General features: G+C 65.7%; 25 protein-coding genes. 12 read left to right on the top strand and 13 right to left on the bottom strand.

Annotation, left to right across the window (positions count from 1 at the left end; translation table 11 throughout):
• Positions 1-130: 130 nt before the first annotated feature.
• The 10 genes from EV663_RS02770 to EV663_RS02815 all read right to left on the bottom strand — a co-directional run bounded on the left by EV663_RS02770 (position 131) and on the right by EV663_RS02815 (position 8894).
• Positions 131-334 (bottom strand): YgaP family membrane protein, encoded by a 204-nt coding sequence (locus tag EV663_RS02770; RefSeq protein WP_132950223.1) that lies wholly within the window; start codon positions 332-334, stop codon positions 131-133.
• A gap of 154 nt (positions 335-488) precedes the next feature.
• Positions 489-683 (bottom strand): YgaP family membrane protein, encoded by a 195-nt coding sequence (locus EV663_RS02775; protein WP_132950224.1) that lies wholly within the window; start codon positions 681-683, stop codon positions 489-491.
• A gap of 96 nt (positions 684-779) precedes the next feature.
• Positions 780-1439 (bottom strand): Crp/Fnr family transcriptional regulator, encoded by a 660-nt coding sequence (locus EV663_RS02780; protein WP_132950225.1) that lies wholly within the window; start codon positions 1437-1439, stop codon positions 780-782.
• Positions 1436-2308 (bottom strand): 3-hydroxyisobutyrate dehydrogenase, encoded by an 873-nt coding sequence (mmsB, locus tag EV663_RS02785; RefSeq protein ID WP_132950226.1) that lies wholly within the window; start codon positions 2306-2308, stop codon positions 1436-1438. Before mmsB ends, EV663_RS02780 begins: the two co-directional genes overlap by 4 nt.
• A complete protein-coding gene (locus EV663_RS02790) occupies positions 2305-3351 on the bottom strand; it encodes an enoyl-CoA hydratase/isomerase family protein (protein ID WP_132950227.1) in 1047 nt (348 codons plus the stop codon). Before EV663_RS02790 ends, mmsB begins: the two co-directional genes overlap by 4 nt.
• Complete coding sequence (locus tag EV663_RS02795; protein ID WP_132950228.1) at positions 3348-4493, bottom strand: acyl-CoA dehydrogenase family protein; 1146 nt, start codon at positions 4491-4493, stop codon at positions 3348-3350. Before EV663_RS02795 ends, EV663_RS02790 begins: the two co-directional genes overlap by 4 nt.
• A 71-nt stretch (positions 4494-4564) precedes the next feature.
• Positions 4565-5695, bottom strand: coding sequence for a carboxylate-amine ligase (locus tag EV663_RS02800; RefSeq protein ID WP_132950229.1), 1131 nt, complete (start codon positions 5693-5695; stop codon positions 4565-4567).
• An 84-nt stretch (positions 5696-5779) separates the two neighbouring features.
• On the bottom strand, positions 5780-6361 hold the full coding sequence (locus EV663_RS02805; RefSeq protein ID WP_132950230.1) for a retropepsin-like aspartic protease family protein: 582 nt from the start codon (positions 6359-6361) through the stop codon (positions 5780-5782).
• 61 nt (positions 6362-6422) lie between these two features.
• Entirely contained in the window at positions 6423-7043 is a 621-nt protein-coding gene (locus tag EV663_RS02810) for a MarC family protein (RefSeq protein WP_132950231.1), read from the bottom strand.
• Positions 7044-7046: 3 nt separating this feature from the next.
• Positions 7047-8894 (bottom strand): ABC-F family ATP-binding cassette domain-containing protein, encoded by a 1848-nt coding sequence (locus tag EV663_RS02815; RefSeq protein WP_132950232.1) that lies wholly within the window; start codon positions 8892-8894, stop codon positions 7047-7049.
• Between the two features lie 122 nt (positions 8895-9016).
• Here EV663_RS02815 and ndk point away from each other — a divergent pair, with 122 nt between their 5' ends.
• A complete protein-coding gene (ndk, locus tag EV663_RS02820) occupies positions 9017-9439 on the top strand; it encodes a nucleoside-diphosphate kinase (protein ID WP_132950233.1) in 423 nt (140 codons plus the stop codon).
• Between the two features lie 388 nt (positions 9440-9827).
• Here ndk and EV663_RS02825 read toward each other — a convergent pair whose 3' ends face one another.
• Positions 9828-10154, bottom strand: a complete 327-nt coding sequence (locus EV663_RS02825; RefSeq protein WP_132950234.1) for a hypothetical protein — start codon at positions 10152-10154, stop codon at positions 9828-9830.
• 389 nt (positions 10155-10543) lie between these two features.
• Here EV663_RS02825 and pufB point away from each other — a divergent pair, with 389 nt between their 5' ends.
• The 5 genes from pufB (at position 10544) to EV663_RS02850 (ending at position 18068) form a co-directional block, all read left to right on the top strand.
• Positions 10544-10699 (top strand): light-harvesting antenna LH1, beta subunit, encoded by a 156-nt coding sequence (gene pufB / locus EV663_RS02830; RefSeq protein ID WP_132950235.1) that lies wholly within the window; start codon positions 10544-10546, stop codon positions 10697-10699.
• 23 nt (positions 10700-10722) lie between these two features.
• On the top strand, positions 10723-10878 hold the full coding sequence (locus EV663_RS02835; protein WP_132950236.1) for a light-harvesting protein: 156 nt from the start codon (positions 10723-10725) through the stop codon (positions 10876-10878).
• 188 nt (positions 10879-11066) lie between these two features.
• A complete protein-coding gene (locus EV663_RS02840; RefSeq protein WP_132950237.1) occupies positions 11067-12479 on the top strand; it encodes a PucC family protein in 1413 nt (470 codons plus the stop codon).
• Between the two features lie 73 nt (positions 12480-12552).
• Positions 12553-14343: an autotransporter assembly complex protein TamA gene (locus EV663_RS02845; protein WP_132950238.1), complete on the top strand. Its 1791-nt coding sequence runs from the start codon at positions 12553-12555 to the stop codon at positions 14341-14343.
• Positions 14343-18068 carry a translocation/assembly module TamB domain-containing protein gene (locus tag EV663_RS02850; RefSeq protein ID WP_132950239.1) on the top strand — a complete coding sequence of 1242 codons (3726 nt, stop codon included), beginning with the start codon at positions 14343-14345 and terminating at the stop codon, positions 18066-18068. Before EV663_RS02845 ends, EV663_RS02850 begins: the two co-directional genes overlap by 1 nt.
• Here EV663_RS02850 and EV663_RS02855 read toward each other — a convergent pair.
• On the bottom strand, positions 18062-19531 hold the full coding sequence (locus EV663_RS02855) for a cobyric acid synthase (protein WP_132950240.1): 1470 nt from the start codon (positions 19529-19531) through the stop codon (positions 18062-18064). The two genes, EV663_RS02850 and EV663_RS02855, sit on opposite strands and share 7 nt — an antisense overlap.
• Positions 19532-19704: 173 nt before the next feature.
• Between EV663_RS02855 and cobT the strand changes: the two genes are divergently transcribed.
• From cobT to EV663_RS02885, 6 genes are read left to right on the top strand one after another with little or no spacing between them, the layout of a single operon-like run.
• Entirely contained in the window at positions 19705-20712 is a 1008-nt protein-coding gene (cobT, locus tag EV663_RS02860) for a nicotinate-nucleotide--dimethylbenzimidazole phosphoribosyltransferase (protein ID WP_132950241.1), read from the top strand.
• On the top strand, positions 20709-21476 hold the full coding sequence (locus EV663_RS02865; protein ID WP_132950242.1) for an adenosylcobinamide-GDP ribazoletransferase: 768 nt from the start codon (positions 20709-20711) through the stop codon (positions 21474-21476). Before cobT ends, EV663_RS02865 begins: the two co-directional genes overlap by 4 nt.
• Complete coding sequence (locus EV663_RS02870; protein WP_132950243.1) at positions 21467-22021, top strand: histidine phosphatase family protein; 555 nt, start codon at positions 21467-21469, stop codon at positions 22019-22021. The genes EV663_RS02865 and EV663_RS02870 overlap by 10 nt, the downstream gene beginning before the upstream one ends.
• Positions 22022-22075: 54 nt before the next feature.
• Positions 22076-22900, top strand: a complete 825-nt coding sequence (locus EV663_RS02875) for a glycosyltransferase family 2 protein (RefSeq protein ID WP_132950244.1) — start codon at positions 22076-22078, stop codon at positions 22898-22900.
• A gap of 4 nt (positions 22901-22904) precedes the next feature.
• A complete protein-coding gene (locus EV663_RS02880; protein WP_132950245.1) occupies positions 22905-24389 on the top strand; it encodes an ArnT family glycosyltransferase in 1485 nt (494 codons plus the stop codon).
• Entirely contained in the window at positions 24382-25158 is a 777-nt protein-coding gene (locus tag EV663_RS02885; protein WP_165910114.1) for a phosphatase PAP2 family protein, read from the top strand. Before EV663_RS02880 ends, EV663_RS02885 begins: the two co-directional genes overlap by 8 nt.
• 1 nt (position 25159) lies before the next feature.
• On the opposite strand, the gene ilvN is transcribed toward EV663_RS02885, so the two are convergent.
• Positions 25160-25735, bottom strand: coding sequence for an acetolactate synthase small subunit (ilvN, locus tag EV663_RS02890; RefSeq protein WP_132950247.1), 576 nt, complete (start codon positions 25733-25735; stop codon positions 25160-25162).
• Positions 25736-25746: the final 11 nt, after the last annotated feature.

The following is a 25746-nucleotide window of genomic DNA, read 5'->3' on the forward strand; positions in this document are numbered from 1 at the left end:
CTCAAAGGTGTTAAATTTTGTCTCTTGTGGTTTATGTCGCTCGTCAGGGTGATGAGGGCATGACGAGGTTACGGGCCGATCCCCCGCACCCGTAGACGGGTGCCGAGGGCGGCCCGATCCGGCGGTGTGCCTAGTGCGTCTTGCAGGTCTTTATTCCCACGATCGAGTATAGCGGGCAGGTCGCCAGAACGCCGGTCGCCAGCGGAATGACCCCCAGCCAATAAGCGTAGCGTAGTACCGAGTCGGAATCGTTGAGGAAAAAGCCTGCGATCAGGCCTACGCCTACGATGATCCGGGAAATGCGGTCGATGCCGCCCACGTTCTTTTCAAACATTCAGCTACCTCCTGTTGCGGTAGGGCCGTGGCATGGCCCAGCCGGGTGACGATGACCCATCATAACACATGGCGCCGTGGCCGGGCCACGACGCCATGCGAATACATCGTCTTTCACCGCGCCGCATCAAGATGGGCGCGACCGCTCGGGACGCTTAGTCCTTCGGGCAGGTGTTCAGACCGATCACGTTGTACAGCGGGCAGGATTTCATCAGGCCGGTGGCCAGCGGCACGATGCCCAGCAGCCAGATCCAGCTGGGATCGGTGAGGAACGCCCACATCAGCAGCATGACAGCGCCAATGACGATGCGGGCGGTGCGGTCCATGCCGCCAACGTTCTGTTTGAACATGAGGTTTCTCCAACTCTCGGGAATAGATAACCGCCCGACTCATTCGGGCGTATGACAGGACGATGACGCAAGGCGGGCGCGCTGTCTGTGACTCAGTCACGAAGCGGTGCCGGTCGCGGCCAGTTGCGCCAGCCCGGCCGGATCGGTCAGTGTGACCACGCCCCGGTCAAGCCGCACCAGCCCCCCCTTTGCCAGCGCATCCAGCCGACGGGACACCACCTCGCGCGCGGTGCCGATTCGGGTGGCGATTTCATGGTGCGTGGCATGAACCGCGCCATTCTCGGCTCTTTCAAGAAGGTCGGCGGCCAGCCGGCTTTCGACCTTTTGAAAGGCGACCCTTTCGAGCAGGGACATGACCGATTGCAGCCTCTGCGCGAAGGCTCCGAAGACGAAATGGCGAAAGGTCGGGGACTGGTCCATGAGCGCGAGAAACATCTCGCGCGGCAGCAGGACAGCCTCGCAATTGCTGACGGTTACTGCTTCGCCGGTGTAATCTTCGCCCCCCAAAAGTCCTAGCGTTGATTGCACGCAGGACTGTCCCGGCTCGATCCCGTATAGCAGGATCTCGCGCCCCGTTGGGCCGATCAGGAAGACATCGACCCTGCCCGACAAGAGGATCGTGAATCCGCGCGCGGCCTCGCCGGGGCAGAACAGCACCTTGCCCTTGGGCAGGCGCAGGATGGGCAGGTTTTCGAGCCGGGCGGCGATGCCCGGCTCCAGCCCTTCCAGTCCGGTTGCGCGCGCGATCCAGCTCATCCCCGGCCGCGCCTTTCGAACCGCGGCAGCATCGCGGAAAAGTCGCGCCCCGCGCCGTCCTCTTGTTCGACGAAGGCGGCGTAAAGCTCGGCCGCGCGGGTGCCCATGGGCGTGTCGGCGTCCACCGCCTCGGCTGCCTGGCGGGCCAGGCGCAAATCTTTCAACATCAGATCCGCGGCAAAGCCTGGTTTGTAGTCATTGTCGGCCGGACTTTGCGGGCCGACGCCGGGGGCGGGGCAATAGGCGTTCATGCTCCAGCTATAGCCCGACGAGGTGGAGACCACGTCGAACATCTTTTCCCGATCCAGCCCTAGCTTGTCGGCCAGGGCAAAGGCCTCGCAGGTCACGATCATCGTGGCGCCCAGGATCATGTTGTTGCAGATCTTGGCCGATTGCCCGGCGCCCGAGGCGCCGCAATGCACCGCCTTCTGGCCCATGATGTCGAACAGCGGCTTGACCTTGGCGAAGGCCTCTTCGCTGCCGCCGGCCATGAAGGTCAGGGTTCCGGCCGTGGCGCCGCCGACGCCGCCCGAAACCGGCGCATCGACCGCGCCAATGCCCACCCCCGCGGCTTGTTCGGCCACCGCGCGGGCGCTGTCGACATCGACGGTGGAACAGTCCAGATGCACCGCGCCCTGGTCCATCCCCGGCAGGATCTCGTCCGCCACCTTTCGCAGGATCGCACCATTGGGCAGCATGGTGATGACCACGTCCTGCCCCTTGGCGGCCTCGGCCGCACTGGCCGCTGCCGTCACGCCCTCGGGGCAGAGGGCGGCCAGGTCGAAGCCCGTCACCGCATGTCCCGCCTTGGCAAGGTTGGCGGCCATCGGCGCGCCCATGTTGCCCAACCCGATAAACCCGATCTTCATGTCAATTCCTCCTCCAGATCCAGCCCGTCATCCCCCAGCGGCGCCAGCATCTGCGCCACCTCTTCTTGCGAAACGGCGGTCAAGGCGTGATGGCGCCAGCTTGGGCTGCGATCCTTGTCGATAATGGCGGCGCGCACACCTTCGAGAAAGTCCGAATGTTGCGGCGCGCGGTAAGTGAAACGGTATTCCAGCGCAAGCGCGTCGCGGATCGTGGCCCGTGGGGTCAGACGGTTCTGCATCTCGATCGTGCAAGCGATGGCCAGCGGGCTGCCGCGGCCCAGGCGTGTCAGCGTATCTGCGGCAAAATCGGACCCGTCCGCCTGCAAGGCTGTTACGATCGCGGATAAAGTGCGGGGAGCGAACAGGCGGTCAACCTCCTGCTGCAACGCGGGCAGATCGCCTTGCGGCGCGCTGGTCGCGGCCCTCAAAACCGCATCCGCATCCCCGGTTTCAACCAGTTCGGCGCTCAGCGCGGGCCAGTCGGCCTCGGGCACGAAATGATCGGCGAACCCGGCATGGATCGCGTCACCCGGCCCCATTCGGCGCCCGGTTACGCCCAGGTAGACCCCCAACCTTCCCGGTGCATGTGCCAAGAGGCCCGAGCCGCCCACATCCGGCACCAGCCCTATGCCGCATTCTGGCATCGCAACCTGCGCGGTTTCGCCCACCACCCGGTGCGATCCGTGACACCCCACGCCGACGCCCCCGCCCATGGTGAAGCCCTGCATCAGGCTGATCACGGGTTTGGGGTATTCGGCGATCTTGGCGTTCATCCGGTATTCGTCGCGCCAGAATTTCTGGCCATAGGCGTAATCGCCCTTGGTGCCGGTTTCATACATCACGGCGATGTCGCCGCCCGCGCAGAAGGCCCGGTCGCCCGCGGCGTCGATCAACATCAGCGCGACAGAGTCGTCGTCCCGCCACCGGTCCAGCGCCGCCTCGATCTCAAGGCACATCGGATAGGTCAGCGCGTTCAGCGCCTTGGGCCGGTTCAGCGTGATCCGGCCCGCGCGTCCCTCCTTGCGGATCTCGATATCGCTCATCCGCGCGCCTCCAGCATCTGTCGGGCCACGATCAGGCGCATGATCTCGTTGGTGCCCTCCAGGATCTGGTGTACCCGCAGGTCGCGCACGATCTTTTCGATCCCGTAATCGGCCAGATAGCCATAGCCGCCATGCAGTTGCAGGCACTGGTCGGCCACGCGACTGCCGGCCTCGGTCACGAATTTCTTGGCCATGGCGCAGAATTTCGTCGCGTCCGGCGCGCCCTGGTCCAGTTTCCACGCGGCCTGCCGCAGGAAGGTGCGGGCTGCCTGCAGCTCGATCTCGCAATCGGCCAGGCGGAATTGCAGTGCCTGGAACTGGTCGATGGGGCGGCCGAAGGCCTTGCGCTCGCCCATATAGGTCAGCGTGGCGTCCAGCGCGGCCTGTGCGGCACCCAGCGAACAGGCCGCGATATTCAGCCGCCCGCCATCAAGCCCCATCATCGCGTATCTGAAGCCCTTGCCTTCCTCGCCCAGCAGGTTCGCCGCCGGAACCGCGCAGCCGTCGAACTGGACCTGCCGCGTGGGTTGGGACCGCCAGCCCATCTTGGCCTCCAACCCGCCAAAGGACAGGCCCTCGGCCCCGTCCTCGACGATCAGAGAGGAAATCCCGCGCGGCCCGTCCTCGCCCGTGCGGGCCATCACGATATAAGCGTCCGAATAGCCGCCACCGGAGATGAACGCCTTGGTCCCGGTCAGGGCATAGCCGTCATTCGTCCGTTCGGCCCGGGTTTTCAGCGCCGCCGCATCCGATCCCGATCCCGGTTCGGTCAGGCAATAGGAAAACACCTTGTCCATGGTCAGCGCTGGCGCAAGGAACCGGTCCTTGACATCGTCGCTGCCGAAGCTGTCCAGCATCTTGGCGCACATGTTGTGGATCGACAGGAAGGCCGCGACCGAGGGACAAGCCATCGAAAGCGCCTCGAAGACCAGCGTTGCATCCAGTCGCGTGAGACCCGAGCCGCCCGATTCCTCGCGCACGTAAAGCCCGGCAAAGCCCAACTCGGCCAGTTTCGGCCACAGTTCTTTCGGGATGGTGCCGTCATCTTCCCATTTCTGCGCGAAGGGGGCGATCATTTCTGCCCCGAAGGCGCGCGCCATGTCGAAAATCGCGACCTGTTCCTCGGTCAGTGCGAAATCCATCTCTGCCTCCTCCCGGTATTATTGAACACCCGTTCATTTGACAGGTCCGCCAAAGGGATTGCAAGCAGCCCTCACAGGTCGGCGTTGTATTCCTCGATGAGGGAATGGATCACCGCGCGCACGGCGTCGTCGGGCGTGCCCCCGGCCGCGATGGCGTTGGCATGCACATGGCGCTGGCGGTCGGCGCTGGTGCCATCGGCGATGACGTCGCGCGCGGCATGCACCTCGTCAAGACAGCCCAGGGCGGCGGCATCGCGCTCGACCAGCGCGATCAGTTCTTCCAGCAGGTCTGGAAACGGCACCAGCGCCTTGCGACCGAAATCAATCAACCCCTCGGTGATGCCGTAACGCTGTGCGCGCCAGCGGTTTTCCCCGATCAGGAAACGTTCATAGACGCGCCAGCGCTGGTTTTGTCCGGCCAGCCGCCACAGCATCCGCGCGATGCACTGGGTCAACGCGGCGATGGACAAGGCATGGTCCAGCCGGGGCGAGACATCGCAAATGCGCGCCTCGATCGTGGGAAACCGTGCCGAGGGGCGCAAGTCCCACCAGATGCGGCTTGCATCCTCGATAAGGCCCAGGGACACCAGGGTACCCACGGAACGTTTGTAATCCGACCAGCTTTCGAACCGGGGCGGCAGGCCGGTGCGGGGCAGGTTGTCGAACACCGTCAGCCGGTACGAGGCCAGCCCAGTATCCAACCCCTGCCAGAATGGCGATGAGGCAGACATCGCCAGAAGATGCGGCAGGAAATACGACATCTGCGCCATCAGGTCGATGCGCTGGTCCTTGTCCGGCACGCCGACATGCACATGCATTCCGCAGATCAGCATCCGCCTCGCCACGCCGGCCAGTGCCTTTTCCAGATCGTTATACCTGTCCTTGTCGGTGTGATGTTGCTGTTTCCAGTCGGCGGCGGGGTGGCAAGACACCGCGATCGGAGCCAGCCCGTGGTGCGCGGCATTCCTGGCGACCGTGGCGCGCAGGCGCCTGAGGTCGTCGCGGGCCTGCGGGACGGTCGTACAGACGCGCGTACCCACCTCGATCTGGCATTGCAGGAATTCCGGCGTGACCTGGTCGCCCAACTCGGCGATGCAGTCCTGCATCAAACCCTTCGGGGCCTCGGCCAACGCGCAGGTCTCGACGTCGACAAGGAGGTATTCCTCCTCGATCCCGATGGTGAATTCGGGCGTTTCGGCCATGCCGTTCCTCCGGCGAGGCATGAATTTCCTGACCAGCAAAACAGACCTGCCCGCTTGCGGCAAGTCCGAAGGCAGGGCAGGGGATCAGCGCGTCAGGATCATCCTGTCGCTGACGAACTCGATCCGGCCGAAGCGGTTCAGATAGGCCATGCCCAGCAGGGAGTCATCCATCGTTCCGCCATTGACGAAGGCGCGCACACGGTTGTCCACGATGGGGCCCAGCCGCATTTCGTCAAGGCGCACCCGCGCGGTCGACACTACCCCGTTGGCGGTGCGTGCCTCGCCAAGATAAGGCAGCGTTTCGGGGTCCAGCCCTACGCGCGCGGCGTCCTTGCGGGTCAGCACCACATCGGTTGCACCGGTATCCACCACGAAACGCACCGGCGCCCCGTTCACCAGGATTGTCAGGTAATAATGGCCATCCGGCGCACGGGGCACCTCGATCTTGCGCGCCTCGGCAAAGATCGCCTGCCTGGGGGCGATCGTCTGGCGGATGTCGGACCACAGCCCCAGGCCCGCGATCACCCCCAAAAAGATCAGCGCCCAGATCGCCGCCTGTTGCGACAGCCTGCCCAGCCGCTGACGGTTCTCAACGAGGAAATAGCCGCCGATGGCCGCGCCCAGCAGGATCAGGTAGATGAGACGTCCGAAATCGTCGCCGTTCATGCCGATACCCTCAGGAGTTCAACCCGTCATATAGGGGCGGAAACGCGCCGCGCGAGGGGCCTTAGCCCGGGGCAAGTCCGAAATCGGCAAGCCCGTCCAGAACGAACTGTACCGACAGCGCCGCCAGAAGCATCCCCAGCAGGCGCGTGACAACGTTTATGCCGGTGCGGCCAAGAGCCCTTTCCAGAACCCCCGCGGCCAGGAACAGTACCAAGACCAGCCCGATCACCGCCACCATCACCAGGTGCACGCCCAGCATGGCCCACGGATCGCGTCCGACCGCTCCGTTCAGCAGGATCATCGTTGCCATCGCGCCGGGCCCCGCGATCAACGGCGTGGCGAGCGGAAAGACCGAAGGATCGGGCCTGTCGTCATGGGCCTGGTCCTCGCGCCGCTTGGTGCGACGTTCGAACAGCATCTCCAGCGCTGTCAGGAATAACAGGATGCCGCCGGCGATGCGGAAGGCGGGCATCGAGATTCCGACAAAGGTCAGCACCGCTTCGCCGAGCACGCCAAAGAGTGTCAGCAGACCCACCGCGATGCCGGCGGATCGCAGGGCGATGGCACGCCTCTCCGCGGCTGGGGTGCCCGCGGTCACCGCCACGAATAGCGGTGCCAGGCCGATCGGATCAATGATCACGAACAGCGTGACAAAGGCGCTGATGTAGAATGACAACTCCACTTTCTAGATCTCTGTTTTCTCAAGATTTTCAAGGGCCGTCATCCACAGACCCTCGGCCCGTTCCATGGCCTCTTCGATCTCGGCGAACTTGCGTTGCCAAAGCAACCTCTCATCCTCGCGCGCGCCGTCGTAAAGATCCGGCTCTGCCAGTTTCCCGGCCAGTTTCTCACGCATCTCTGTCAACTTTTCGACCCGTGCCTCGCATTTTCGCACCTCGGCGCGTAGCGCCTGCACCTCGTTGCGGCCGGGGCGCCGGGGTGAGGATTTCGTGACTTGCGGTTTTGCGGGCGTGTCGGTTGCCAGCAGCATCCGACGATAGGCATCCAGATCGTCATCATAGGGCGCCACGCGTCCGCCTTGCACCAGCCACAGCCGGTCGGCCACCAGCGACAGAAGATGCATGTCATGACTGACGAGTATCACCGCCCCGCCATAGGCGTTCAACGCCTGGGCCAGGGCCTCGCGGCTTTCGATATCGAGGTGGTTCGTGGGTTCGTCGAGGATCAGCAGGTGGGGCGCGTCGAGCGTGGCCAGCAACAGCGACAATCGTGCCTTTTGCCCGCCCGATAGCTTGGCAACCGCCGTTTCGGCCTGGTCGGCGCCCAGCCCGAACCCGGCCAGTCGCGCGCGCAGCTTGGCGGGCGCTTCTTCGGGGCGTTCGCGGCGGATATGATCGAGGGGCGTTTCGTCCAGGTGCAATTCGTCGACCTGGTGCTGGGCGAAATAGCCGATGCGCAGTTTCGTTGCGCTGGTCACGCGCCCGCCCATCGCGGGCAACCGGCCAGACAGCAGTTTCGAAAGCGTCGACTTGCCCTCGCCGTTACGGCCCAAAAGCGCGATCCTGTCATCCTGGTCGATGCGCAAGCTCAACCGGGACAAGACCGGCTTGCCGTCATAGCCCACGCTTGCGCTTTCCAGCGCGACGATGGGCGGGGACAACTCGTCGGGGGCGGGGAAGGTAAAGACGGTGCGCGCCGCCTCTTCGGGGGCGGCGATGATGTCCATCTTTTCCAGCATCTTCAGCCGGGATTGCGCCTGTTTGGCCTTGGTGGCCTTGGCGCGGAACCGGTCGACGAAACTTTGCAGATGGGCGCGCCGGGCCTCCTGCTTCTTGGCCTCGGCGGCTTGCACCGCGCGGCTGGCGGCACGGGCGCGCGCAAAGCTGTCGTAGCCGCCTGTGTAAAGCGTCAGCTTGCGGTTCTCGAGGTGCAGGATATGGCCCACCGCGCGGTTCAGCAGGTCGCGGTCGTGCGAGATCAGGATCACCGTGTGCGGATAGCGGGCAAGATAACCCTCAAGCCACAAGGCACCTTCGAGATCGAGATAGTTGGTCGGCTCGTCCAGGAGCAGAATGTCGGGACGTGCAAACAGCACACCGGCCAGGGCCACGCGCATCCGCCATCCGCCCGAAAAGGCGCGGCATGGCATCGCCTGTTCGGCCTCGGTGAAGCCCAGGCCCTTGAGAATCGCCGCCGCGCGCCCCTCGGCGCCCCAGGCGTCGATATCGGCCAGCCGGGTCTGAATCTCGGCGATCCGGTGCGGGTCGGTGGCGGTGTCGGCCTCGGCCAGCAGGCTGGCGCGTTCGGAATCGGCGGCCAGAACGGTATCGATCAGGGAATCATCGGTCGCGGGCGCCTCTTGCGCCACGCCGCCGATGCGGGCGCGCGGGGGCAGGGCAATCTCGCCCGATTCGAGCGTCAGCTCGCCCCGGATCAGGCGGAACAGCGTGGTCTTGCCCGCGCCGTTGCGACCGACAAGGCCCACCTTGTGCCCATCGGGAATAACGGCCGAGGCCGCGTCAAATAGCGGGCGGCCCTCGATGGCATAGGAAATGTCGTTGATACGCAGCATGGGGCGGGTGTGCCGCAGCCGCCGCGCCCCGTCAATCGCGGCTTTTCAAGTGGCAGACCCCATGCTAGCAGGGCCGCGATTTATCACCGCCGCGACCCTCGCGGCGTTCAGGAGGACGAAAAATGGCGATTCAACGCACGTTCAGCATCATCAAGCCCGACGCGACCGCCCGCAACCTGACCGGCGCGATCAACGCCAAGCTGGAGGCCGCCGGCCTGCGCATCATCGCGCAAAAGCGGATCCACCTGACTCAGGCGCAGGCCGGCGTGTTCTATGCCGTGCACAAAGAGCGTCCCTTCTACGGCGAACTTTGCGAATTCATGGCCTCGGGCCCGATTGTTGTTCAGGTTCTGGAAGGTGAGGACGCAATCGCGAAGAATCGCGAAGTGATGGGGGCAACCAACCCCGCCGAGGCCGCCGAGGGTACGATCCGCAAGGAATTCGCGCTGTCGATCGGCGAGAACTCTGTCCATGGCTCGGACGCAGAGGACACCGCCAAGGAAGAAATCGCCTATTTCTTCTCGGGACTCGAACTGGTCGGTTGATCCGCGGCGCATCTTGGCGCGCTTGAATTAGACTGATTCGAGGGCCGTTCCTTGGGGAGCGGCCCTTTATTTTGTCCCGGCGCGGGGGCTGCCTGTCCGAATCTGGCGATTTTTCCTGTCCCGGCGCCCCGGCCCGAGTCACATGGCAGGCCGCGGAACGGGTATATCTGAGGGCCTGATCGTGCCGTTTCGGGGGCTTTCAGGCGCGGCCTGCGGCCGCAGCGCGTCAACCTGTCATCACCTCCGCAAAGAGGTATCAGCCTGTGGTGCCCCGGATGCCTGGTCTGGGCGCGGCGCCTTGGTACCGCTTGCGCAGATCAAGGCCATAAAAGAAAGCGCCCGCGCGGGCCATACGGGCCGGCGCGGGCGCAAATGTGATGGCGGCGCGTTACTGAACGTGCGCCGCGATGCCGTAATAGGCGCGTTTGGACAGCAGTTTCCAGCCCATCCAGCTCGACAGGGGCGTGGGGTTGCTGGTCGTCAATTCGACATGACCCTCGCCCGTTCCGCCAAGTACCGGCCAGTTCATAGCGCTGGACAGCGGCGTGGGATTGCCGGTCGTCAGTTCGACCTGACGGGTGTTTTTCGACAGGCAGTCGACACCTAGCATGTCAGAAAACGGCGTGGAGCTGGCGCTGCGGTCAAAGGTGACATCGGTCATGCGGTCCTTGCTGGACAGCTTCGGAAGCCAGTCGTCCCAGATATACTTGGTCATGTTTCCTCCTGGTTCATGCTCGCGCATCGTTGCAGGTCGAGCGGGTGCGTTTGAGGCCCGACGAGAACGACATATTCCAAGTCGGCGCGCCCCATTACCCCACCATGTCACGAAAAATTCAATGGCGCTGACCGTCGCAGGTCAGCCTTGCGCCGCCCGGTCGCATTGCGCGGGTTTGGATCGATATGTCGCACGATTTGAGGGGTCTGTAAGGCTGCGTTGACATTGCCAACGTCAACTTCTTGTGACATCGTTTGTTCGTGACGATGCCGGGCATGTAACGCCCTGGACGCAAGATCAGGACCAAGTGTTCATATCCGGCCATTGTCGACATCGAGTGCAGGTTCTGCACGCAACGCAGTCGAAAACCATATTGGGGAGACGACAATATGACTGACGATATGGACAAGGTCTGGCCGACCGGCCTGACGCTCGCCGAAGCTGAAGAGGTGCACAAGCAGCTCATCGACGGCACCCGTGTGTTCGGCGCGATCGCGCTGTTCGCGCACTTCCTGGCCGCCGTTGCCACGCCGTGGCTCGGCTAAACAAACCAAGGAGGACCTAGGTTATGAACAACGCGAAAATGTGGCTGGTCGTTAAGCCGACCGTGGGCATCCCGCTCTTCCTGACGGCCGTCGCCCTCAGCTCGTTCCTGGTGCATGCTGGCCTGGTGCTGAACACCACCTGGATCGGCGACTACCACAACGGCACCTCGGCCGAGTAATAGCCCTTGTGCTAGACATCATACTTTCGCTGCGGGCCGAATGGCCCGGGCGAGGGGATACGCGAAGGCCGGGGCATCTGCCTCGGCCTTTGCACACCTGAGACGGGGTTCGGGCGCGGCTGGAACCGCGTTCGGTTTTCCGGCAGACAGGACGCGGCATTTCCTGCGCCGCGCGGAGACGTATCACGATGAACCGCTTTACCAAGATGGCGATCCAGAGCCTGGCGCAGACCGGGACGCGCTTCATGCCCTTTGCCGACGCTGCCAGCGAGAATGTCCCGCTCAGCCGCCTGTTGCGGCTCGCGCTGTTCCAGGTCTCGGTCGGCATGGCGATGGTGCTGCTTGTGGGCACTCTGAACCGGGTGATGATCGTCGAGTTGGAGGTTCCCGCCTCGCTGGTTGCAGTGATGATTGCCCTGCCTCTGGTTTTCGCGCCGTTTCGCGCATTGATCGGTCATCGATCCGACACGCACAAATCCGCGCTGGGCTGGCGGCGTGTGCCTTTCATCTGGAAAGGCACGCTGTTGCAATGGGGCGGCTTTTGCGTGATGCCCTTTGCCTTGATCGTACTGTCACGGCAGGAATACGCAGCCGAGGCGCCGATCTGGCTTGGCCTGGTCAGCGCGGCGATTGCCTTCCTGCTGGTTGGTGCCGGCATGCACATGGTCCAGACCGTTGGTCTGGCGCTGGCCACCGATCTTTCGCCGCGTGAGGATCAGCCCAATGTCGTGGGCCTGATGTATGTGATGCTGCTGGTTGGCATGATCGCCAGCGCGCTGATATTCGGCACGCTGCTGGAAAACTTTTACCACGCCAAGCTGATCCAGGTCGTGCAGGGGGCGGCCCTGATGACACTTGTCCTCAACGTGGCGGCGATATGGAAGATGGAGGCACGAGACCGGGAACGCGCCTACAAGCAACGCCAAGACCCCGAGCCGGAGCCCAGCTTTGCCGACGCCTGGGGCCTGTTCATGCGCGGCGCCAATCCAAAGCGCCTGTTATGGGTGATCGGGCTTGGCACCATGGGCTTCGGATTGGCGGAGGTCCTTTTGGAACCTTATGGCGGGCAGGTCCTGGGGATGAGCGTGGCGGCAACGACCAAGCTGACTGCGACGCTGGCCGGAGGTAGCCTTGTGGGCTTTGCCTGGGCCTCGCGTGTGCTCAGCAGGGGTGCCGATCCGGCGGTGATGGCCGCGGGCGGTGCGCTGGTGGGCTTGCCGGCCTTTGCGCTGATCACGCTGTCGGCCAGCCTGCAATCGCCGGGGATTTTCATCTTTGGCACGCTTCTGGCCGGATTCGGCGCCGGGCTGTTCGGCCATGGTACCCTGACGGCCACCATGCGTGCCGCCCCTCCAGAACAGGTGGGCCTTGCGCTTGGCGCGTGGGGGGCAGTTCAGGCGACTTCGGCGGGGATCGCGATCGCGCTGGGCGGGGTGGCGCGCGACCTGATCCTGGTCTCGCCGCTGGCAAGGCTCTTTGGCGAGGCCACGCCCTATTTCTTTGTCTACGCGGCCGAGTTCATACTGTTGGCGGTTTGCCTGTCCGTTGCCTATCCGCTGATTGCTGGAAAGGTCTATACCGCGCGCGGCCGAACAACCTGATCGGGTCGAAATTGCGAGGCTGCGCCTTTCGCTAGGGCGTCCCTTGTCGCAATATGGTCCCGAAGGAGACCGCGTGACCGACTCGCCCCTGATCCGATTCCTGGCCGTTCTGGCGTTTGGCGTGCTGTTCGCCGCGCCGGTCAGGGCGATAGAGTCCTCGCTCTCGGCGCCCGGTGTGTCGGCGGAACTGCGTCGCGCCCTGGCCGCATCGGCGCTGAGCATTCAGGCCGCGAACCGGACCGATGCCAGCGCGCAAGAGATCCTGGCCACTGCCCGCGCCGATTACTCCAGGTTGATCGGCGTGCTGTATGCGCACGGCTATTTCGGGCCGGTGATCCATATCCGGCTGGACGGGCACGAGGCCGCGGATATCGCGCCGCTTGCCTTGGGCGGGCCGCCTGTGCGGTTGCAGATCGATGTCGATCCGGGGCCCCCCTTTACCTTTGGCCGGGTCGCGATCGGACCTCTTGCGGCCGGCACCGAATTACCCGACGGTTTTGCCTTGGGCATGCCTGCCGCGACCGGCGTGATCCGAAAAGCCGCCGAGGCCAGTATCGATGGCTGGCGCGGGGCGGGCCATGCCAAGGCGGCGGTAGAGGCGCAGTCGCTAATGGCCGATCATGGAAGGCAGGTTCTGGATGCCGATCTACGCCTCGCGCCTGGGCCGGTGGTCCGGTTTGGCAGGCTGGATATCAGCGGACAAAGTGCGGTGCGCCCCGAGCGTCTGCGTGACATTGCCGGCCTGCCCGAGGGCGCGCGGTTCGATCCCGAGGCCATTGCGATCAGTGCCGAACGCCTGCGCCGTACCGGTGCCTTTGCCTCGGTCCGGTTGCAAGAGGCCGAAACGCTTGGTCCCGGCAACAGCATGGACATTGCCCTGTCGGTGGCGGACGCGAAACCGCGGCGGCTGGGTCTTGGCGGAACGCTGTCCTCTCTTGAGGGGATGACGTTGTCGGGATTCTGGTTGCATCGCAACCTGTTGGGCGGTGCCGAGCGATTGCGCTTTGACGCCGAGATTTCCGGGCTGGGTGCCGATACCGGCGATGGGGTCGATGCGCGTCTGTCTACCCGTTTTGACCGGCCGGCTACCTTCGATCCCGATACGGGCTTGTTTGTCCATGCAGCGCTGGAAACCCTCGACGAACCAGATTACCGCGAAGATACGGGCCGTTTCGGTGTGGGGCTTGCGCATGTCTTTTCCGATCGCTTGTCGGGCGATATATCGTTCGATCTGCACTATTCCGACGTAACCGATGACCTGGGACAGCGTGACATGAGCCATGTCATGCTGCCCATCGGGCTGAGTTGGGACGGACGCGACGATCCCCTTGACCCAAGGGAAGGGGTTTATTTCGCCGGTGGGCTGACCCCGATCGTGGCCCTTGGGGGCGGCGCCGAAAGCGGGCTGCGGATGAGTGCGGATGCCCGCGCCTACCGTGCAATGGGCGAGCGGGTGGTCCTGGCGGGGCGGTTGCAACTGGGGGCAATCGCCGGTGCCTCGACCTCTGGCGTGCCGTCCTCATTGTTGTTCTTTTCCGGTGGCGGCGGATCGGTTCGTGGTCAGCCCTACCAATCCCTCGCCGTCGATCTGGGGGGGGGTAATCGCGTTGGCGGGCGTGCCTTTGCGGGGCTGTCCACCGAGGCGCGCGTGGCGCTGACGGGGCCTTTCGGCGTGGTCGCCTTTGCCGATGCGGGCTATGTCGCGGGCGATCTGGACGGTAGCGGCGAGTGGCATTCCGGCGCGGGCGTGGGGGTGCGCTATGATACGGGGTTCGGTCCGATCCGCCTGGATATCGCGGGGCCTGTTGGCGGGACGACCGGCGACGGGTTGCAGCTCTATATCGGTATAGGGCAGGCGTTCTGATGCGGGCGGCTTTTGCGTTCCTCCTCTGCATGATGTGCGCGTTGCCGCTTTGGGCGCAACAGGCGCCCGTCACCGACGAGGGCGGCAGGGTTCTGGAACGCTTTCTCGAGGAAAGGCTGTCGGGCGCGGGCCGGAGCGTTACCGTCAGCGGCTTTCAGGGCGCGCTTTCGGCCCGCGCGACACTGGATGAACTCAGCATCGCCGATGGCGATGGTATCTGGATCACCCTTTCGGGCGTCGTGCTCGACTGGTCGCGCGCGGCACTCTTGCGGGGCCGACTGGAAATAGCCGAGCTTTCAGCCGAGCGGATCGAACTGGCGCGGCTGCCCGAAAGCGGCCCAGAGGGTGTGAAACGCTCCGAGGCGAAACCCTTTGCCTTGCCTGATCTGCCGGTGTCGATAGAGATCGGCAAGATCAGGACGCCACGCCTTGTTCTGGGCGAGGCATTGCTGGGCCAGGGTGCGGTTCTCGATATCGAGGGGACGCTGGGCCTTGCCGGTGGTGCGGGCCGTATGCGGCTTTCGGCGACCCGTTCCGATGCCGTTGCAAGTTTTTTTGTAGATGTAAGTTTTTCAAACGAAACGCGTGAGCTGGATCTCGATCTTGATCTGTCAGAGGCGCAAGGCGGCCTGGTTTCAGGCATTCTCGGAGTGCCGGGCGCCCCGGCCGTGGAGCTTTCGGTCGCGGGGGATGGGCCGCTTTCGGATTTCGCGGCAAAAATGACGCTGGCCACCGACGGTGTCGCGCGCCTGTCCGGCACTTTTGCGCTGACCGCGCCGCCGGCGTCCTCGCAGGCTCGGCGCTTTGCGCTGTCGGCCAGTGGCGATGTCGGCGCGCTGGTCGCGGCGCGTCTGCGTCCATTTTTTGGCGATACCGCGTCGGTCAACGTCGAGGGCACGCGCCTGTCGGGCGGCGATATCGATGTTGATCGTCTTATGCTGTCGACCGGGGCGTTGCAGATTGACGGAAGCCTTGCGCTGGGGCCCAGTGGGATGCCGCGGCGAGTGATTCTGGACGGGCGTCTTGCCGGGCCGGTCGCGCTGCCGCTGCCCGGTCCTGAAACCGTGCTGGACGGGGCCGGGCTGCGCGCGCGTTTCGATGCCGCTACAGGCCAGGACTGGAGCATCGCGCTGGACCTGGCCGGGCTGGCGCGCGACGGGCTGCTGCTGAAGAACGCGCGCCTGTCGGGGACGGGACGGATTGCACAGGATCTGCTGAGCGGCGATCTTGCGCTGGCGGTCTCGGGTATCGCCCATGATGACCCCGCGCTTGAAAAGGCGCTGGGGCCGTCGGTCACGGCCAAGACGCGTCTGGCCTGGCAGGAGGGTGCTGCGCCGCGGCTTGACGCACTGAGCCTGAGCGCGGGCGATGTCGAACTGACTGGCAATGCGATGCTTGGGTCGCTTGCCGATGGATTCCCGGTCGAGGGGGCGGTGCATCTGTCGGCGTCCGATCTGTCGCGTTTTGCATCGGTTGCGGGACGCGGGCTTGGCGGGACGGCAGAGGCCGCACTCAGCGGCAGCTATACCGTGCTGGGCGGGGTATTCGACCTTGCCGTGTCGGCCCGTTCGCGTGATCTGGTGACGGGCACCCCCCGGCTTGATCCGCTATTGACGGGAGCAGGCGATCTGCGCCTTTCGGCGCTGCGCGACACGGCCGGCACGCGATTGCGCGGGCTCAGGGTCGCGACACCTGGCATCACCCTGGATGTGGCGGGCATGCTATCGAGTGCGCGGGCGGGTCTGACGGTGATCGCCCGTGCCCCCGACCTCGGCCCGGTCGCCCCCGGACTGGACGGTCCGGGGGCGGTCGATGCGCGGATTGGCTGGCAGGAAGGCGGGCCGGTGCGGCTGGACCATCTCGCGGCCACGGCCGCGGGCGGCAGTTTCAACGCGCAGGGCACTGTCACCCCGGATGACCCGGCAATGCCCGTCGATTTGCGCGTCTCGCTGGACATACCAAGGCTTGCAGCCTTTTCCGCGCTCGCTGGGCGCAGGCTGGACGGGCAGTTGGAGGCCGAGATCACGGCCGGTGGCGCGATGCGGGGGGCGGGCACGGCGGAACTGGGCCTGCGGATCAAGGCGCGCGATCTCGCGCTGGGGCTCGGGATGACGGACGCGCTTTGGCGCGGGCAAAGCCGGATGGATCTCCGCGTGGCGCGCCGAGGTGGGGTGGCAATCATAGAGGAACTTGCGCTTGATAGTGCCGGGCTGACGGCCCGGGCGGTTGCCAATGGCGCCTCCGGTGCTGCGTCGGGTTCCGTCGATCTGACCGCCCGGCTTGTCAACCTTGCCATGCTTGTCCCCGGTCTGCCTGGTGCGGTGACGCTTGGCGGCAGCATGGCGCCCTTGGGCAATGGGGTGCGGCTCGATCTCGGCCTCGAAGGGCCGGGCGGCATCACGGCCCGCACGCATGGCACGGTCTCGGTCGATGCGCGTCGGGTTGCGCTGGCGCTATATGGCCGATTACCCCTTTCACTTGCCAATGCCGTGATCGCCCCGCGCAGCCTGGAGGGCGTGGCGCAGTTCGATCTCTCGATCGATGGTGCGCCGGGTCTTTCCGGGCTCAGGGGGCGAATTTCGACCGAGGATGCACGGCTTTCGGTTCCCGACCTGTCGGCCTCGGTAAACGGTCTTGGCGGCGAGGTGACATTGGCTGGCGGGCGTGCCCGGGTTGCGTTGTCGGGCGGGCTTGGCGGAGGGCGCCTGGGGGTCGGGGGCACCCTGGATCTGAGAGCGCCGTTCCCCGGCGATCTGACAGTGACGCTGAACCAGGCCGGGCTGCGCGATCCATTGCTTTATGACACGCGGCTGAACGGCCGGGTGAGTGTCTCGGGGCCTCTTTCGGGCGGTGCGACCATAGGGGGGCGGATCGATATCGGCCGAAGCGAGGTGTCGGTACCCTCCGCCAGTCCCGGTGGTGGTGGACCAGTACCCGTGATTGCACATCGTGGCGCCTCGGCGGCAGTCGAGGCAACGCGCGCGCGGGCCGGTCTGAGCGGTGTCGGGCATGCGGGCAGGGCGGGGCGGCCCTATCCGCTGGACCTGGTCATCGCGGCGCCGGGACAGATATTCGTCCGCGGCCGTGGGCTTGATGCGGAGCTTGGCGGGCGAGTCCACCTGCGCGGCACGACTGCCGATGTCGCCCCCGAGGGCCGGTTCGAATTGATCCGCGGGCGGCTCGACATCCTGTCAAGACGCTTTGACCTAAGCGAGGGCCGGATCGATCTTCAAGGCGCGCTGGATCCCTATCTCTATTTCGAGGCCACCAGCCAGAACGAGGATTTCATCGCGCGGGTGGTGCTCGAGGGCCCGGCGAACGCACCAGAGATCCGTTTCACCTCGGAACCAGACCTGCCCGAAGAGGAAGTGCTGTCGCGACTCCTGTTCGGCCAGGGTTTGCAAAATCTTTCCGCCCTTCAGGCCGCCGAGCTTGCCGGCGCGGTGGCCCAGCTTGCCGGCGGCGGTGGCGGCGGGTTGCTGTCGCAGCTGCGCAAGGGCACCGGTCTGGACGATCTGGATATTGCCGGGACACAAGGCGGCGGAACCGAGTTGCGGCTGGGCAAATACCTTTCCGAAAATGTCTATTCCGAGGTGACGGTCGATGACCAAGGGCGCAGTTCCATTACGCTGAACCTGGACGTGACACGCGATATCAGCCTGCGCGGAACCCTTGGCGCCGAGGGCGATACCGGGATCGGGATGGTGTTCGAGCGTGACTATTGACCCTCGGTGGGCAGCCTGGTGGCCGAGGCGAAAAGCGCATCGAGATCCATATGCGCTTCAAGATGGGCCGCGAGTGCGTCAAGCGTGTCCTCGACCGTGGCGTCATATCCGGCGTCGCCGCCCTTGATGCCAAGCCTGCCCAGCCAGGCACGGCGGAAACCGTCCTCGGAAAATAGCCCGTGCAGGTAGCTTCCGCTGATGCGGCCGCATCGTGAGACCGCCCCCTCCGGTTGGCCCGCAACATGGGCAAAGGGGCGGGCACGGTCGGGACCGTCGGTTGCGCCGATATGGATTTCATAGGCCGAGAATGTCGTTCCGGTCTCGGCATGGATGGCGCCAACCCGGCTGAGGGTCTTGTCCGCCCGCATCCGTGTCGTCACATCCAGCAGGCCCAGCCCCGGCGTCTCGCCCGGCACGCCTTCCAGGCCCTCGGGATCGAGGATGCGTCGGCCCAACATCTGATAGCCGCCACACAGCCCCAGGACATGCCCCCCGCGCCGCACATGGGCGGCAAGGTCGACATCCCATCCCTGTGCGCGCAGGAAGGCGAGATCACCGCGTGTGGATTTCGTGCCGGGCAGGATCACCAGATCGGCATCGCCGGGCAGCGCCTGTCCTGGCGGCACCATGCTGACGCGCAGGCCCGGTTCGAGTTTCAGCGGGTCCAGGTCGTCGAAATTCGCGATCCGCGACAGCATAGGGCAAACGACATGAAATCCGCGGGCACGGGCCGCGCCGGCCATGTCGACGGCATCCTCGGCAGGCAGGCGTGCGGCGCCGTCGAACCACGGGATCACGCCAAAGCCCCGCCAGCCGGTCCGCGCCGCGATCATCGCGTATCCATCGTCGAAGAGACAGGGGTCGCCGCGGAACTTGTTGATGGCAAAACCCCGGATCATCGCGGCGTCGGCCGAGGGCAACACTGCCTTCGTGCCCACGATCTGCGCGATCACGCCACCGCGGTCGATATCACCTACCAGCACGACTGGCACACCGGCAGCGCGGGCAAAGCCCATATTGGCGATGTCACCCGCGCGCAGGTTGATCTCGGCCGGACTGCCTGCGCCCTCGACCAGGACCAGCTCTGAACTGGCGCATAGGCGGGAAAAGCTGTCCAGCACCGCCGGCATCAGGTCGTGCTTGCGCGCGCCGTAATCGCGTGCGCGCAACGCGCCCCTGGCGCGCCCCTGAACCACGACCTGCGCGCCGGTATCGGTCTCGGGCTTGAGCAAGACCGGGTTCATGTCGTTCAGGGGTTCGCGGCCGCAGGCGCGGGCCTGCAAGGCCTGCGCGCGCCCGATCTCGCCGCCATCGGCGGTTACTGCGGCGTTGTTGGACATGTTCTGGGGCTTGAAAGGGACAACCGAGAGCCCCCGGCGCAAGGCCGCGCGGCACAGTCCGGCGACCAGCATCGACTTACCCACGTTCGAGCCGGTGCCCTGGATCATCAGCGCGCGTGTCATGTTCTGTCTCTTTCCCGGTGGCGGGACGGGGCGAACGGCCGCGGGATCTGGGTATTTGGGCCAAGAAGAAGACAGGGCGGGCGCATTGATGATCCTTGGTCAAGACGAGCTTGGCGATTGCTGCCCCGGCGCGCGCGCCTTAGAAAGCGCGGGACAGACACACAGGAGCGATCATGAGCCTTGAGACACCATTTGCCGACGCGCTGCAACGCAAGATCGACCTGAAGACCAAGCCTCCCGGCTCGCTTGGCCGGATCGAGGCGCTTGCCGCGCAGATCGGCAGGGTTCAGTCATCGCTGACGCCCCGCATGGCGCGGTGCCAATTGACGATATTTGCCGCCGATCACGGGATTGCGGAGGAAGGCGTGTCGGCCTTTCCCAGGGAGGTGACGCGGCAGATGGTGCTGAACTTCCTCGGCGGCGGCGCGGCGGCGAACGTGTTCGCGCGCAGCGTGGGGGTGGGGTTGCAGGTCGTCGATGCCGGGATTGCCGGTGCCCCTATGGAGGTCGAGGGGTTGATCGACCGGCGCGTGGGGGCGGGCACGATGAGTTTCCTGAACGGCCCCGCGATGAGCGCGGCCCAATGCGCGCAGGCTCTTGGGGCGGGGCGTGCGCTGGGCGCCGAGGGAGATTGGGACGCGGTTGCCTTTGGCGAGATGGGGATCGGCAATACCGCGACGGCGGCGGCGCTGGGCCACAAGCTGACCGGCGCGGGGCTGGAGCAGTTGGTGGGACGCGGCACCGGCCTGGACGATGCCGCGTTAAATCACAAGCGGGCGGTCCTGGAACGGGCGACGGCGCGGACAGGAGAATTGGCGCCCGCGCAGGCACTGGCCGAATATGGCGGTTTCGAGATCGCCATGATGGCGGGGGCGATGCAGGGCGCGGCCGCGGCGGGAAGGATCGTCATCGTGGATGGGTTCATCGCGACGGCCGCGGCGCTGGCGGCGACGCGGCTGGAACCGACTTGCCGAGGCGCCATGGTCTTTGCCCACCGGTCGCAGGAGCGGGGGCACGCGGTGTTGCTGGAGGCGCTGAAGGCGCGGCCGCTGCTGGAGCTGGAACTGCGCCTTGGCGAGGGGACGGGGGCGTTGCTGGCCTGGCCGCTTCTCAAGGCAGCGGCGGCAATGCTCAACGAGATGGCGAGCTTCGAGGATGCGGGCGTGGCGCGGCAGTCATGAAAGAGCGCTTGAGCGAGCAGGGGCGGCTGGCGCTTTTGGCGGTGCAGTTTCTGACCCGCGTGCCGCTGCCGATCGATCCCGGCTATACGCCGCTGCGGATGGCCCATGCCACGCGATATTTCCCGGCTGTCGGGTTGGCGCTCGGCGCGGTTCTGGCACTCGTCGTGGTCTTGTCTTGGCTGGTTTTTCCGCCGGTTGTCGCGGTTTTGTTGGCGGTGGCGGCCGGGGTGCGCCTGACAGGTGCGTTGCACGAGGACGGGCTGGCAGACATGGCCGACGGGCTGGGCGGTGGCCAGACGCGCGAGCGCGCGCTGGACATCATGCGCGACAGCCGGATCGGCAGTTACGGCACGGTGACGCTGGGCCTGGCACTGGGGCTGAAGGTTGGGGCGCTGGTCGGATTGGGTGCGGTTGCGCCCGCCGCGCTGATCGGTGCGCATTGCCTGAGCAGGCTGGGCGTTCTGGTCGTATCGGCCCGGCTGCCCTACGCGCGCGCAGAGGGCAAGGCGGGGTTCGCCGCCATGGGGCCGGGGCCAGGCGGCTGGACGATCGCATGGGGCACGGGGGGGCTGGCGGTGCTGATCCTGACCATGTGGGCGGGTTTGGCCGCGACGCTAAGCGCGATTGTGGCGGCGGTTGTGGTATCGCTTTGGCTTATGGCTATGTTGCAAAGGCGGCTGGGGGGGCAGACCGGCGATGGCCTGGGCGCGATCCAGCAATTGATGGAGATCGCGATCTATCTCGGACTTTTGGCATGGGTCTGATCCTGCTGCGTCATACCGCGCCCGAGGTGGCGCCGGGCACCTGTTACGGTCGGCTGGACCTGCCTCCGGGGCCCGGATTTGAGGCCGAGGCGGCGGCGACGATCACCGCCTTGCCACCGATCCGCCGCCTGCTGAGCAGCCCTTTGCGGCGCTGCCGCCTGTTGGCCGAGCGGATCGGTGAGGCTCGCGGCCTGTCGGTCGAGGTGGTGCCGGAACTGACCGAGATCGATTTCGGCCGATGGGAGGGGATGGCATGGGATGCAGTGCCGCGCGATGAGCTGGACGCCTGGGCCTCGGATTTCTGGCATGCCCGGCCCCATGGCGGCGAGAGCGTGGCGCGCTTTGCCGGGCGCGTGGCGGAGTTTCTGGCTCGCTGCGGCGCGGCGCAGGGTTGGCTGGCCGTGGCCCATGCCGGGCAGATGCGCGCGGCGGTTCACCTGCTGGGGCAGGATCCCGATTGGAAGCGGCGCTTTGCTTACGGAGAACGGCTGGTCCTGTCGGCGCATGACCTGGCACGACTGGCGGCGCGGGATCGGGATGCTTGACAGGCTTGGCCCAACTTTGATCTATGCGCCCAACCTGTCCCGCCGAGGCCCGCCATGACCGCATTGTCGTATCCGCCGAACCAGACCGACGCGGCCGGCCCGGCGCCGGAAACGGCTCCGCAGGTGTCGGTTGTCATTCCCCTGCATGATGAAGAACCCAACGTCGTGCCGCTTGTCGATGGTATCCGTGCGGCGCTGGAGGGACGATGGTTCTACGAGGTCGTGCTGGTTGATGACGGATCGCACGACAATACCCGGCAGGTGGCGCAGGCGCTGGCGCGCGACGATCCACGGGTGCGGGTGCTGGCCCACCCGCAGGCAGGCGGCCAGTCGGCGGCGGTGCATTCCGGTGTTTTGGCCGCGCGCGCCGCGATCATTGCCACGCTGGATGGTGACGGGCAGAACCCGCCAGCCGATCTGCCGAAGGTGATCGCCCCGTTGGCCGCCCCCGAAAGCCCGGCCGCCCTCGCGCTTGTCGCCGGTCAACGCGTGGGTCGGCGCGACACCCTGTCCAAGCGCCTGGCCTCGCGCCTGGCCAACGCGCTTCGGGGGGCGATCCTGAAAGACCGGACGCGCGATACCGGCTGTGGCATGAAGGCGTTTCGCCGCGATGCCTATCTCTCGCTGCCCTTCTTCAACCACCAGCATCGGTTCTTGCCGGCGCTTTTTGCGCGTGACGGCTGGCAGATCGCCCATGTCGACGTCAGCCACGCGGCGCGCATGGCGGGGCGGTCGAAATATTCCAACTTGCACCGCGCCCTGGTCGGGATCGTCGACCTGGCCGGCGTCTATTGGCTGATCCGCCGACGCAAGACCGTGCGTGCCGTGGATCTGTCACGCGCCCCTGAGCCGACATCGAGCGGCCCGTCGGCCGGATGACACGATGAGTACCGATAGCCTGCATTCCGGTGATGCGGACCGGGCACGCGCCGCGGCCGTGGCGGTCGGCACGGTCCTTGCGCTGACACTGTGGCGGTTGGTCTGGGGCTATCATGACGCAACGGAATTGTCGACGGACGAGGCGCAATACTGGCTCTGGGGGCAGGATTTTTCCTTTGGGGCCTATTCCAAGCCGCCGATGATCGGTTGGCTAATCGGCGCTGCGGATTCCGTTCTTGGCCAAAGCGTGTTTGCGGTGCGGGTGCTGGCGCCGCTCCTGCATGCGGTGACGGCCTTGCTGATCCTTGCCCTCGCGCTTCGGCTGGTCACGCCGCGCGCGGCGGCGCTGGCGGCGGTCAGCTATGCCACCATGCCCGCCGTGACGCTGGGCTCGGCGCTGATGACAACGGATACGCCGCTTCTGACCTGCGTTGCAGGAGCATTGCTGGCGCAACATGCGATCGCGGCACGCGGAGGCCGGGGATGGGCGTTGCCGGTCATGCTGGGGGTGGCGATCGGGTTGGGGCTGCTGTCGAAATACGCCATGCTTTATGCATTGGCCGGGATGGCGTGCGCGGCGGCGCTGAGCCCGGATTGGCGGATTGGCTGGCGCGCGACGAGCATTGCGGCGGGCTTTGCGCTGGCGCTGATCACGCCTAACCTGTGGTGGATCGCATCCCACGGGTTTGTCACCGCCCAGCACCTGGTAGAGGATGCCGAGTATTCAGGCCTGTCGCTGCACCTGGGGGGCACCGTTCGCTTCCTTGCCGAGCAATTCGGCGTGGTCGGCCCGATCCTCTTCGCGTCTTGGCTGGTCGGGTTGCGCCATCTCGCGGGTCGGGGGGCATTGGCTGGGTTGGCCGTGGCCTCGACCCTGCCGATTCTGATCGTGCTGGTGCAGGCGCTGACTGGCCGGGTTCTTGCCAATTGGGCGATTTCTTTCGCTGCTGCCGGGGTGATCGTGGCGGCCGAGGTGCTTTATCGCCGCCCTCGTCTTGCCCTGCTGTCCGTCGGGCTGGGAACGGTTCTGTCATTGGGGCTGCCGGTTGCGCGTGTATATGGCACCGGCTGGACACTGCCTAACGGGGACAGGGTCCTGGCGCGCTATCTGGGCCATGGCGACGTTTCGGACTGGGTTATGGCGCAGGCCGGGGCGCAGGGCGTTTACACGCTCCTGGCCGGGTCGCGCAGTCTTCTGGCCGATCTCAGTTGGGCGGCCGCGCCACGCGGCCTGGCGGTGCGGGCCCTTCCCCATGAGGGGGGGGCGCGCAACCATTGGGAGTTGATGTTCCCCTTTGACCCCGGTAGCGATGCGATGCCCGCGGCGATCGTCGCGCGCGTGGGCACTTCCGGCGCCGCGATATGCGCAGGGCAGGCAATTTTCACGGCGCACCATGATGCCGGGCCGGGTTATGCGGCCGGGCAAGGCTTTGTTATGCGAGTCATCGACAGCCCCGCATGTCTTGCGGCGGGGGATGGCGATGGATGATCCGCTTTATACCCGGCTGTTGATCGCTGTCTTGATGCTGACGGTCGCGGCACAGGCGCTTTTCGCCGCGCTCCCTTGGCTGGACCTGGCCGCCTCCGGGGCGCTGGCCGATGGCACACAGGGGTTTGCGGCGGCTCGCCATCCCGTGTTGCCGCGTTTGAACGGAGCGATCCGCGAGACGTTCCAGTTCGGTGCGATCGCGCTGATCCTCTGGGGGCTCGGGGCGATGATCCTGGGCCGGCTCAGGGGGGATTGGTTGCGGGTCTGGGCCTATTTCGCGTCGAGTGTCATCCTGGCGCCGGGCATCCTGGTCAACCTGGTGCTCAAGGCCCATTCGGGCCGCGCCCGACCCGCCACGATAGAACAGTTCGGCGGCGAGCTGGTTTTCACACCCGCGGGCGTGTTCACCGATCAATGTGCCAGGAACTGCTCCTATACCTCGGGCGAGGCGGCGCTGGCCGCTTGTCTTGCCATCGTTGCGCTGACGCTATGCTGGGCCAACCTGACCGTGTTGCGCCGCGTCGTCGCGCTTCTGGTCGCGGTGGCGGTGGTCGGGGGGGTGTCGTGGCTACGTATGGCGTTGGGGCGACATTTTCTCAGCGACGTGGTCATGTCAACGCTCTTCACCGCGCTGGTGGCGCTGGCGCTGTATCGTCTTCTGGGGATCGGCAGGGCGCGCCGGGTGGTCACACCCGCCGCGCTACGCGCCGGGCTTGGCGCTGCGCGGCGCGGTCTCGTGCGGATCGCGCGCGGGCGATCCTCGCCCTAAGCTAAGGGGCGCCCGCGCTTCCGCGCGACAGGGCCGCGATACCGGTGCGTGCCATCTCGACCAGGCCAAGCGGGCGCATCAACTCGGCAAAGGCATCTACCTTCTGCGGCGTGCCGGTGATCTCGAAGACAAAACTCTCAAGCGTGGAATCGACCACATTGGCACGAAAGATATCGGCCAGGCGCAATGCTTCGACCCTTTTCTCGCCGCCGCCCGTCACCTTGAACAAGGCCAGTTCCCGCTCTACCGAGGGGCCCTCGACTGTCAGGTCATGCACCTCGTGCACCGGCACGATGCGCCCTAGCTGCGCCTTGATCTGCTCGATCACAGCGGGCGTGCCGGTCGTGACGATGGTGATGCGGCTGGTATGGCCATGGTGATCCACCTCGGCCACCGTGAGGCTGTCGATATTGTAACCGCGGCCCGAGAACAGGCCGATCACGCGGGCCAGGACGCCCGCCTCGTTGTCGACGATCACCGCCAGCGTATGGCGCTCTATCGCCTCGGCATTGGGGTCGCGCAGGTCGTAGGCGGAGTGCTTCGACGTGCCCTTCTGGATGTTGAGTGCTGCTGCCATGTCTCTTCTTC

This window comes from Rhodovulum bhavnagarense, assembly GCF_004343505.1.
In the GTDB taxonomy this organism is placed as follows: Bacteria; Pseudomonadota; Alphaproteobacteria; order Rhodobacterales; family Rhodobacteraceae; genus Rhodovulum; species Rhodovulum bhavnagarense.

Bases quoted from the DNA above. Each gene is read 5' to 3' on its own strand.
- EV663_RS02780 (WP_132950225.1), bottom strand. From the start codon at position 1,439: ATGAGCTGGATCGCGCGCGCAACCGGACTGGAAGGGCTGGAGCCGGGC.
- EV663_RS02775 (WP_132950224.1), bottom strand. From the start codon at position 683: ATGTTCAAACAGAACGTTGGCGGCATGGACCGCACCGCCCGCATCGTC.
- EV663_RS02880 (WP_132950245.1), top strand. From the start codon at position 22,905: ATGAGTACCGATAGCCTGCATTCCGGTGATGCGGACCGGGCACGCGCC.
- EV663_RS02850 (WP_132950239.1), top strand. From the start codon at position 14,343: ATGCGGGCGGCTTTTGCGTTCCTCCTCTGCATGATGTGCGCGTTGCCG.
- EV663_RS02885 (WP_165910114.1), top strand. From the start codon at position 24,382: ATGGATGATCCGCTTTATACCCGGCTGTTGATCGCTGTCTTGATGCTG.
- ndk (WP_132950233.1), top strand. From the start codon at position 9,017: ATGGCGATTCAACGCACGTTCAGCATCATCAAGCCCGACGCGACCGCC.
- EV663_RS02805 (WP_132950230.1), bottom strand. From the start codon at position 6,361: ATGAACGGCGACGATTTCGGACGTCTCATCTACCTGATCCTGCTGGGC.
- EV663_RS02865 (WP_132950242.1), top strand. From the start codon at position 20,709: ATGAAAGAGCGCTTGAGCGAGCAGGGGCGGCTGGCGCTTTTGGCGGTG.
- EV663_RS02870 (WP_132950243.1), top strand. From the start codon at position 21,467: ATGGGTCTGATCCTGCTGCGTCATACCGCGCCCGAGGTGGCGCCGGGC.
- cobT (WP_132950241.1), top strand. From the start codon at position 19,705: ATGAGCCTTGAGACACCATTTGCCGACGCGCTGCAACGCAAGATCGAC.
- pufB (WP_132950235.1), top strand. From the start codon at position 10,544: ATGACTGACGATATGGACAAGGTCTGGCCGACCGGCCTGACGCTCGCC.
- EV663_RS02770 (WP_132950223.1), bottom strand. From the start codon at position 334: ATGTTTGAAAAGAACGTGGGCGGCATCGACCGCATTTCCCGGATCATC.
- mmsB (WP_132950226.1), bottom strand. From the start codon at position 2,308: ATGAAGATCGGGTTTATCGGGTTGGGCAACATGGGCGCGCCGATGGCC.
- EV663_RS02840 (WP_132950237.1), top strand. From the start codon at position 11,067: ATGAACCGCTTTACCAAGATGGCGATCCAGAGCCTGGCGCAGACCGGG.
- EV663_RS02875 (WP_132950244.1), top strand. From the start codon at position 22,076: ATGACCGCATTGTCGTATCCGCCGAACCAGACCGACGCGGCCGGCCCG.
- EV663_RS02795 (WP_132950228.1), bottom strand. From the start codon at position 4,493: ATGGATTTCGCACTGACCGAGGAACAGGTCGCGATTTTCGACATGGCG.
- EV663_RS02800 (WP_132950229.1), bottom strand. From the start codon at position 5,695: ATGGCCGAAACGCCCGAATTCACCATCGGGATCGAGGAGGAATACCTC.
- EV663_RS02815 (WP_132950232.1), bottom strand. From the start codon at position 8,894: ATGCTGCGTATCAACGACATTTCCTATGCCATCGAGGGCCGCCCGCTA.
- ilvN (WP_132950247.1), bottom strand. From the start codon at position 25,735: ATGGCAGCAGCACTCAACATCCAGAAGGGCACGTCGAAGCACTCCGCC.
- EV663_RS02835 (WP_132950236.1), top strand. From the start codon at position 10,723: ATGAACAACGCGAAAATGTGGCTGGTCGTTAAGCCGACCGTGGGCATC.
- EV663_RS02790 (WP_132950227.1), bottom strand. From the start codon at position 3,351: ATGAGCGATATCGAGATCCGCAAGGAGGGACGCGCGGGCCGGATCACG.
- EV663_RS02855 (WP_132950240.1), bottom strand. From the start codon at position 19,531: ATGACACGCGCGCTGATGATCCAGGGCACCGGCTCGAACGTGGGTAAG.
- EV663_RS02825 (WP_132950234.1), bottom strand. From the start codon at position 10,154: ATGACCAAGTATATCTGGGACGACTGGCTTCCGAAGCTGTCCAGCAAG.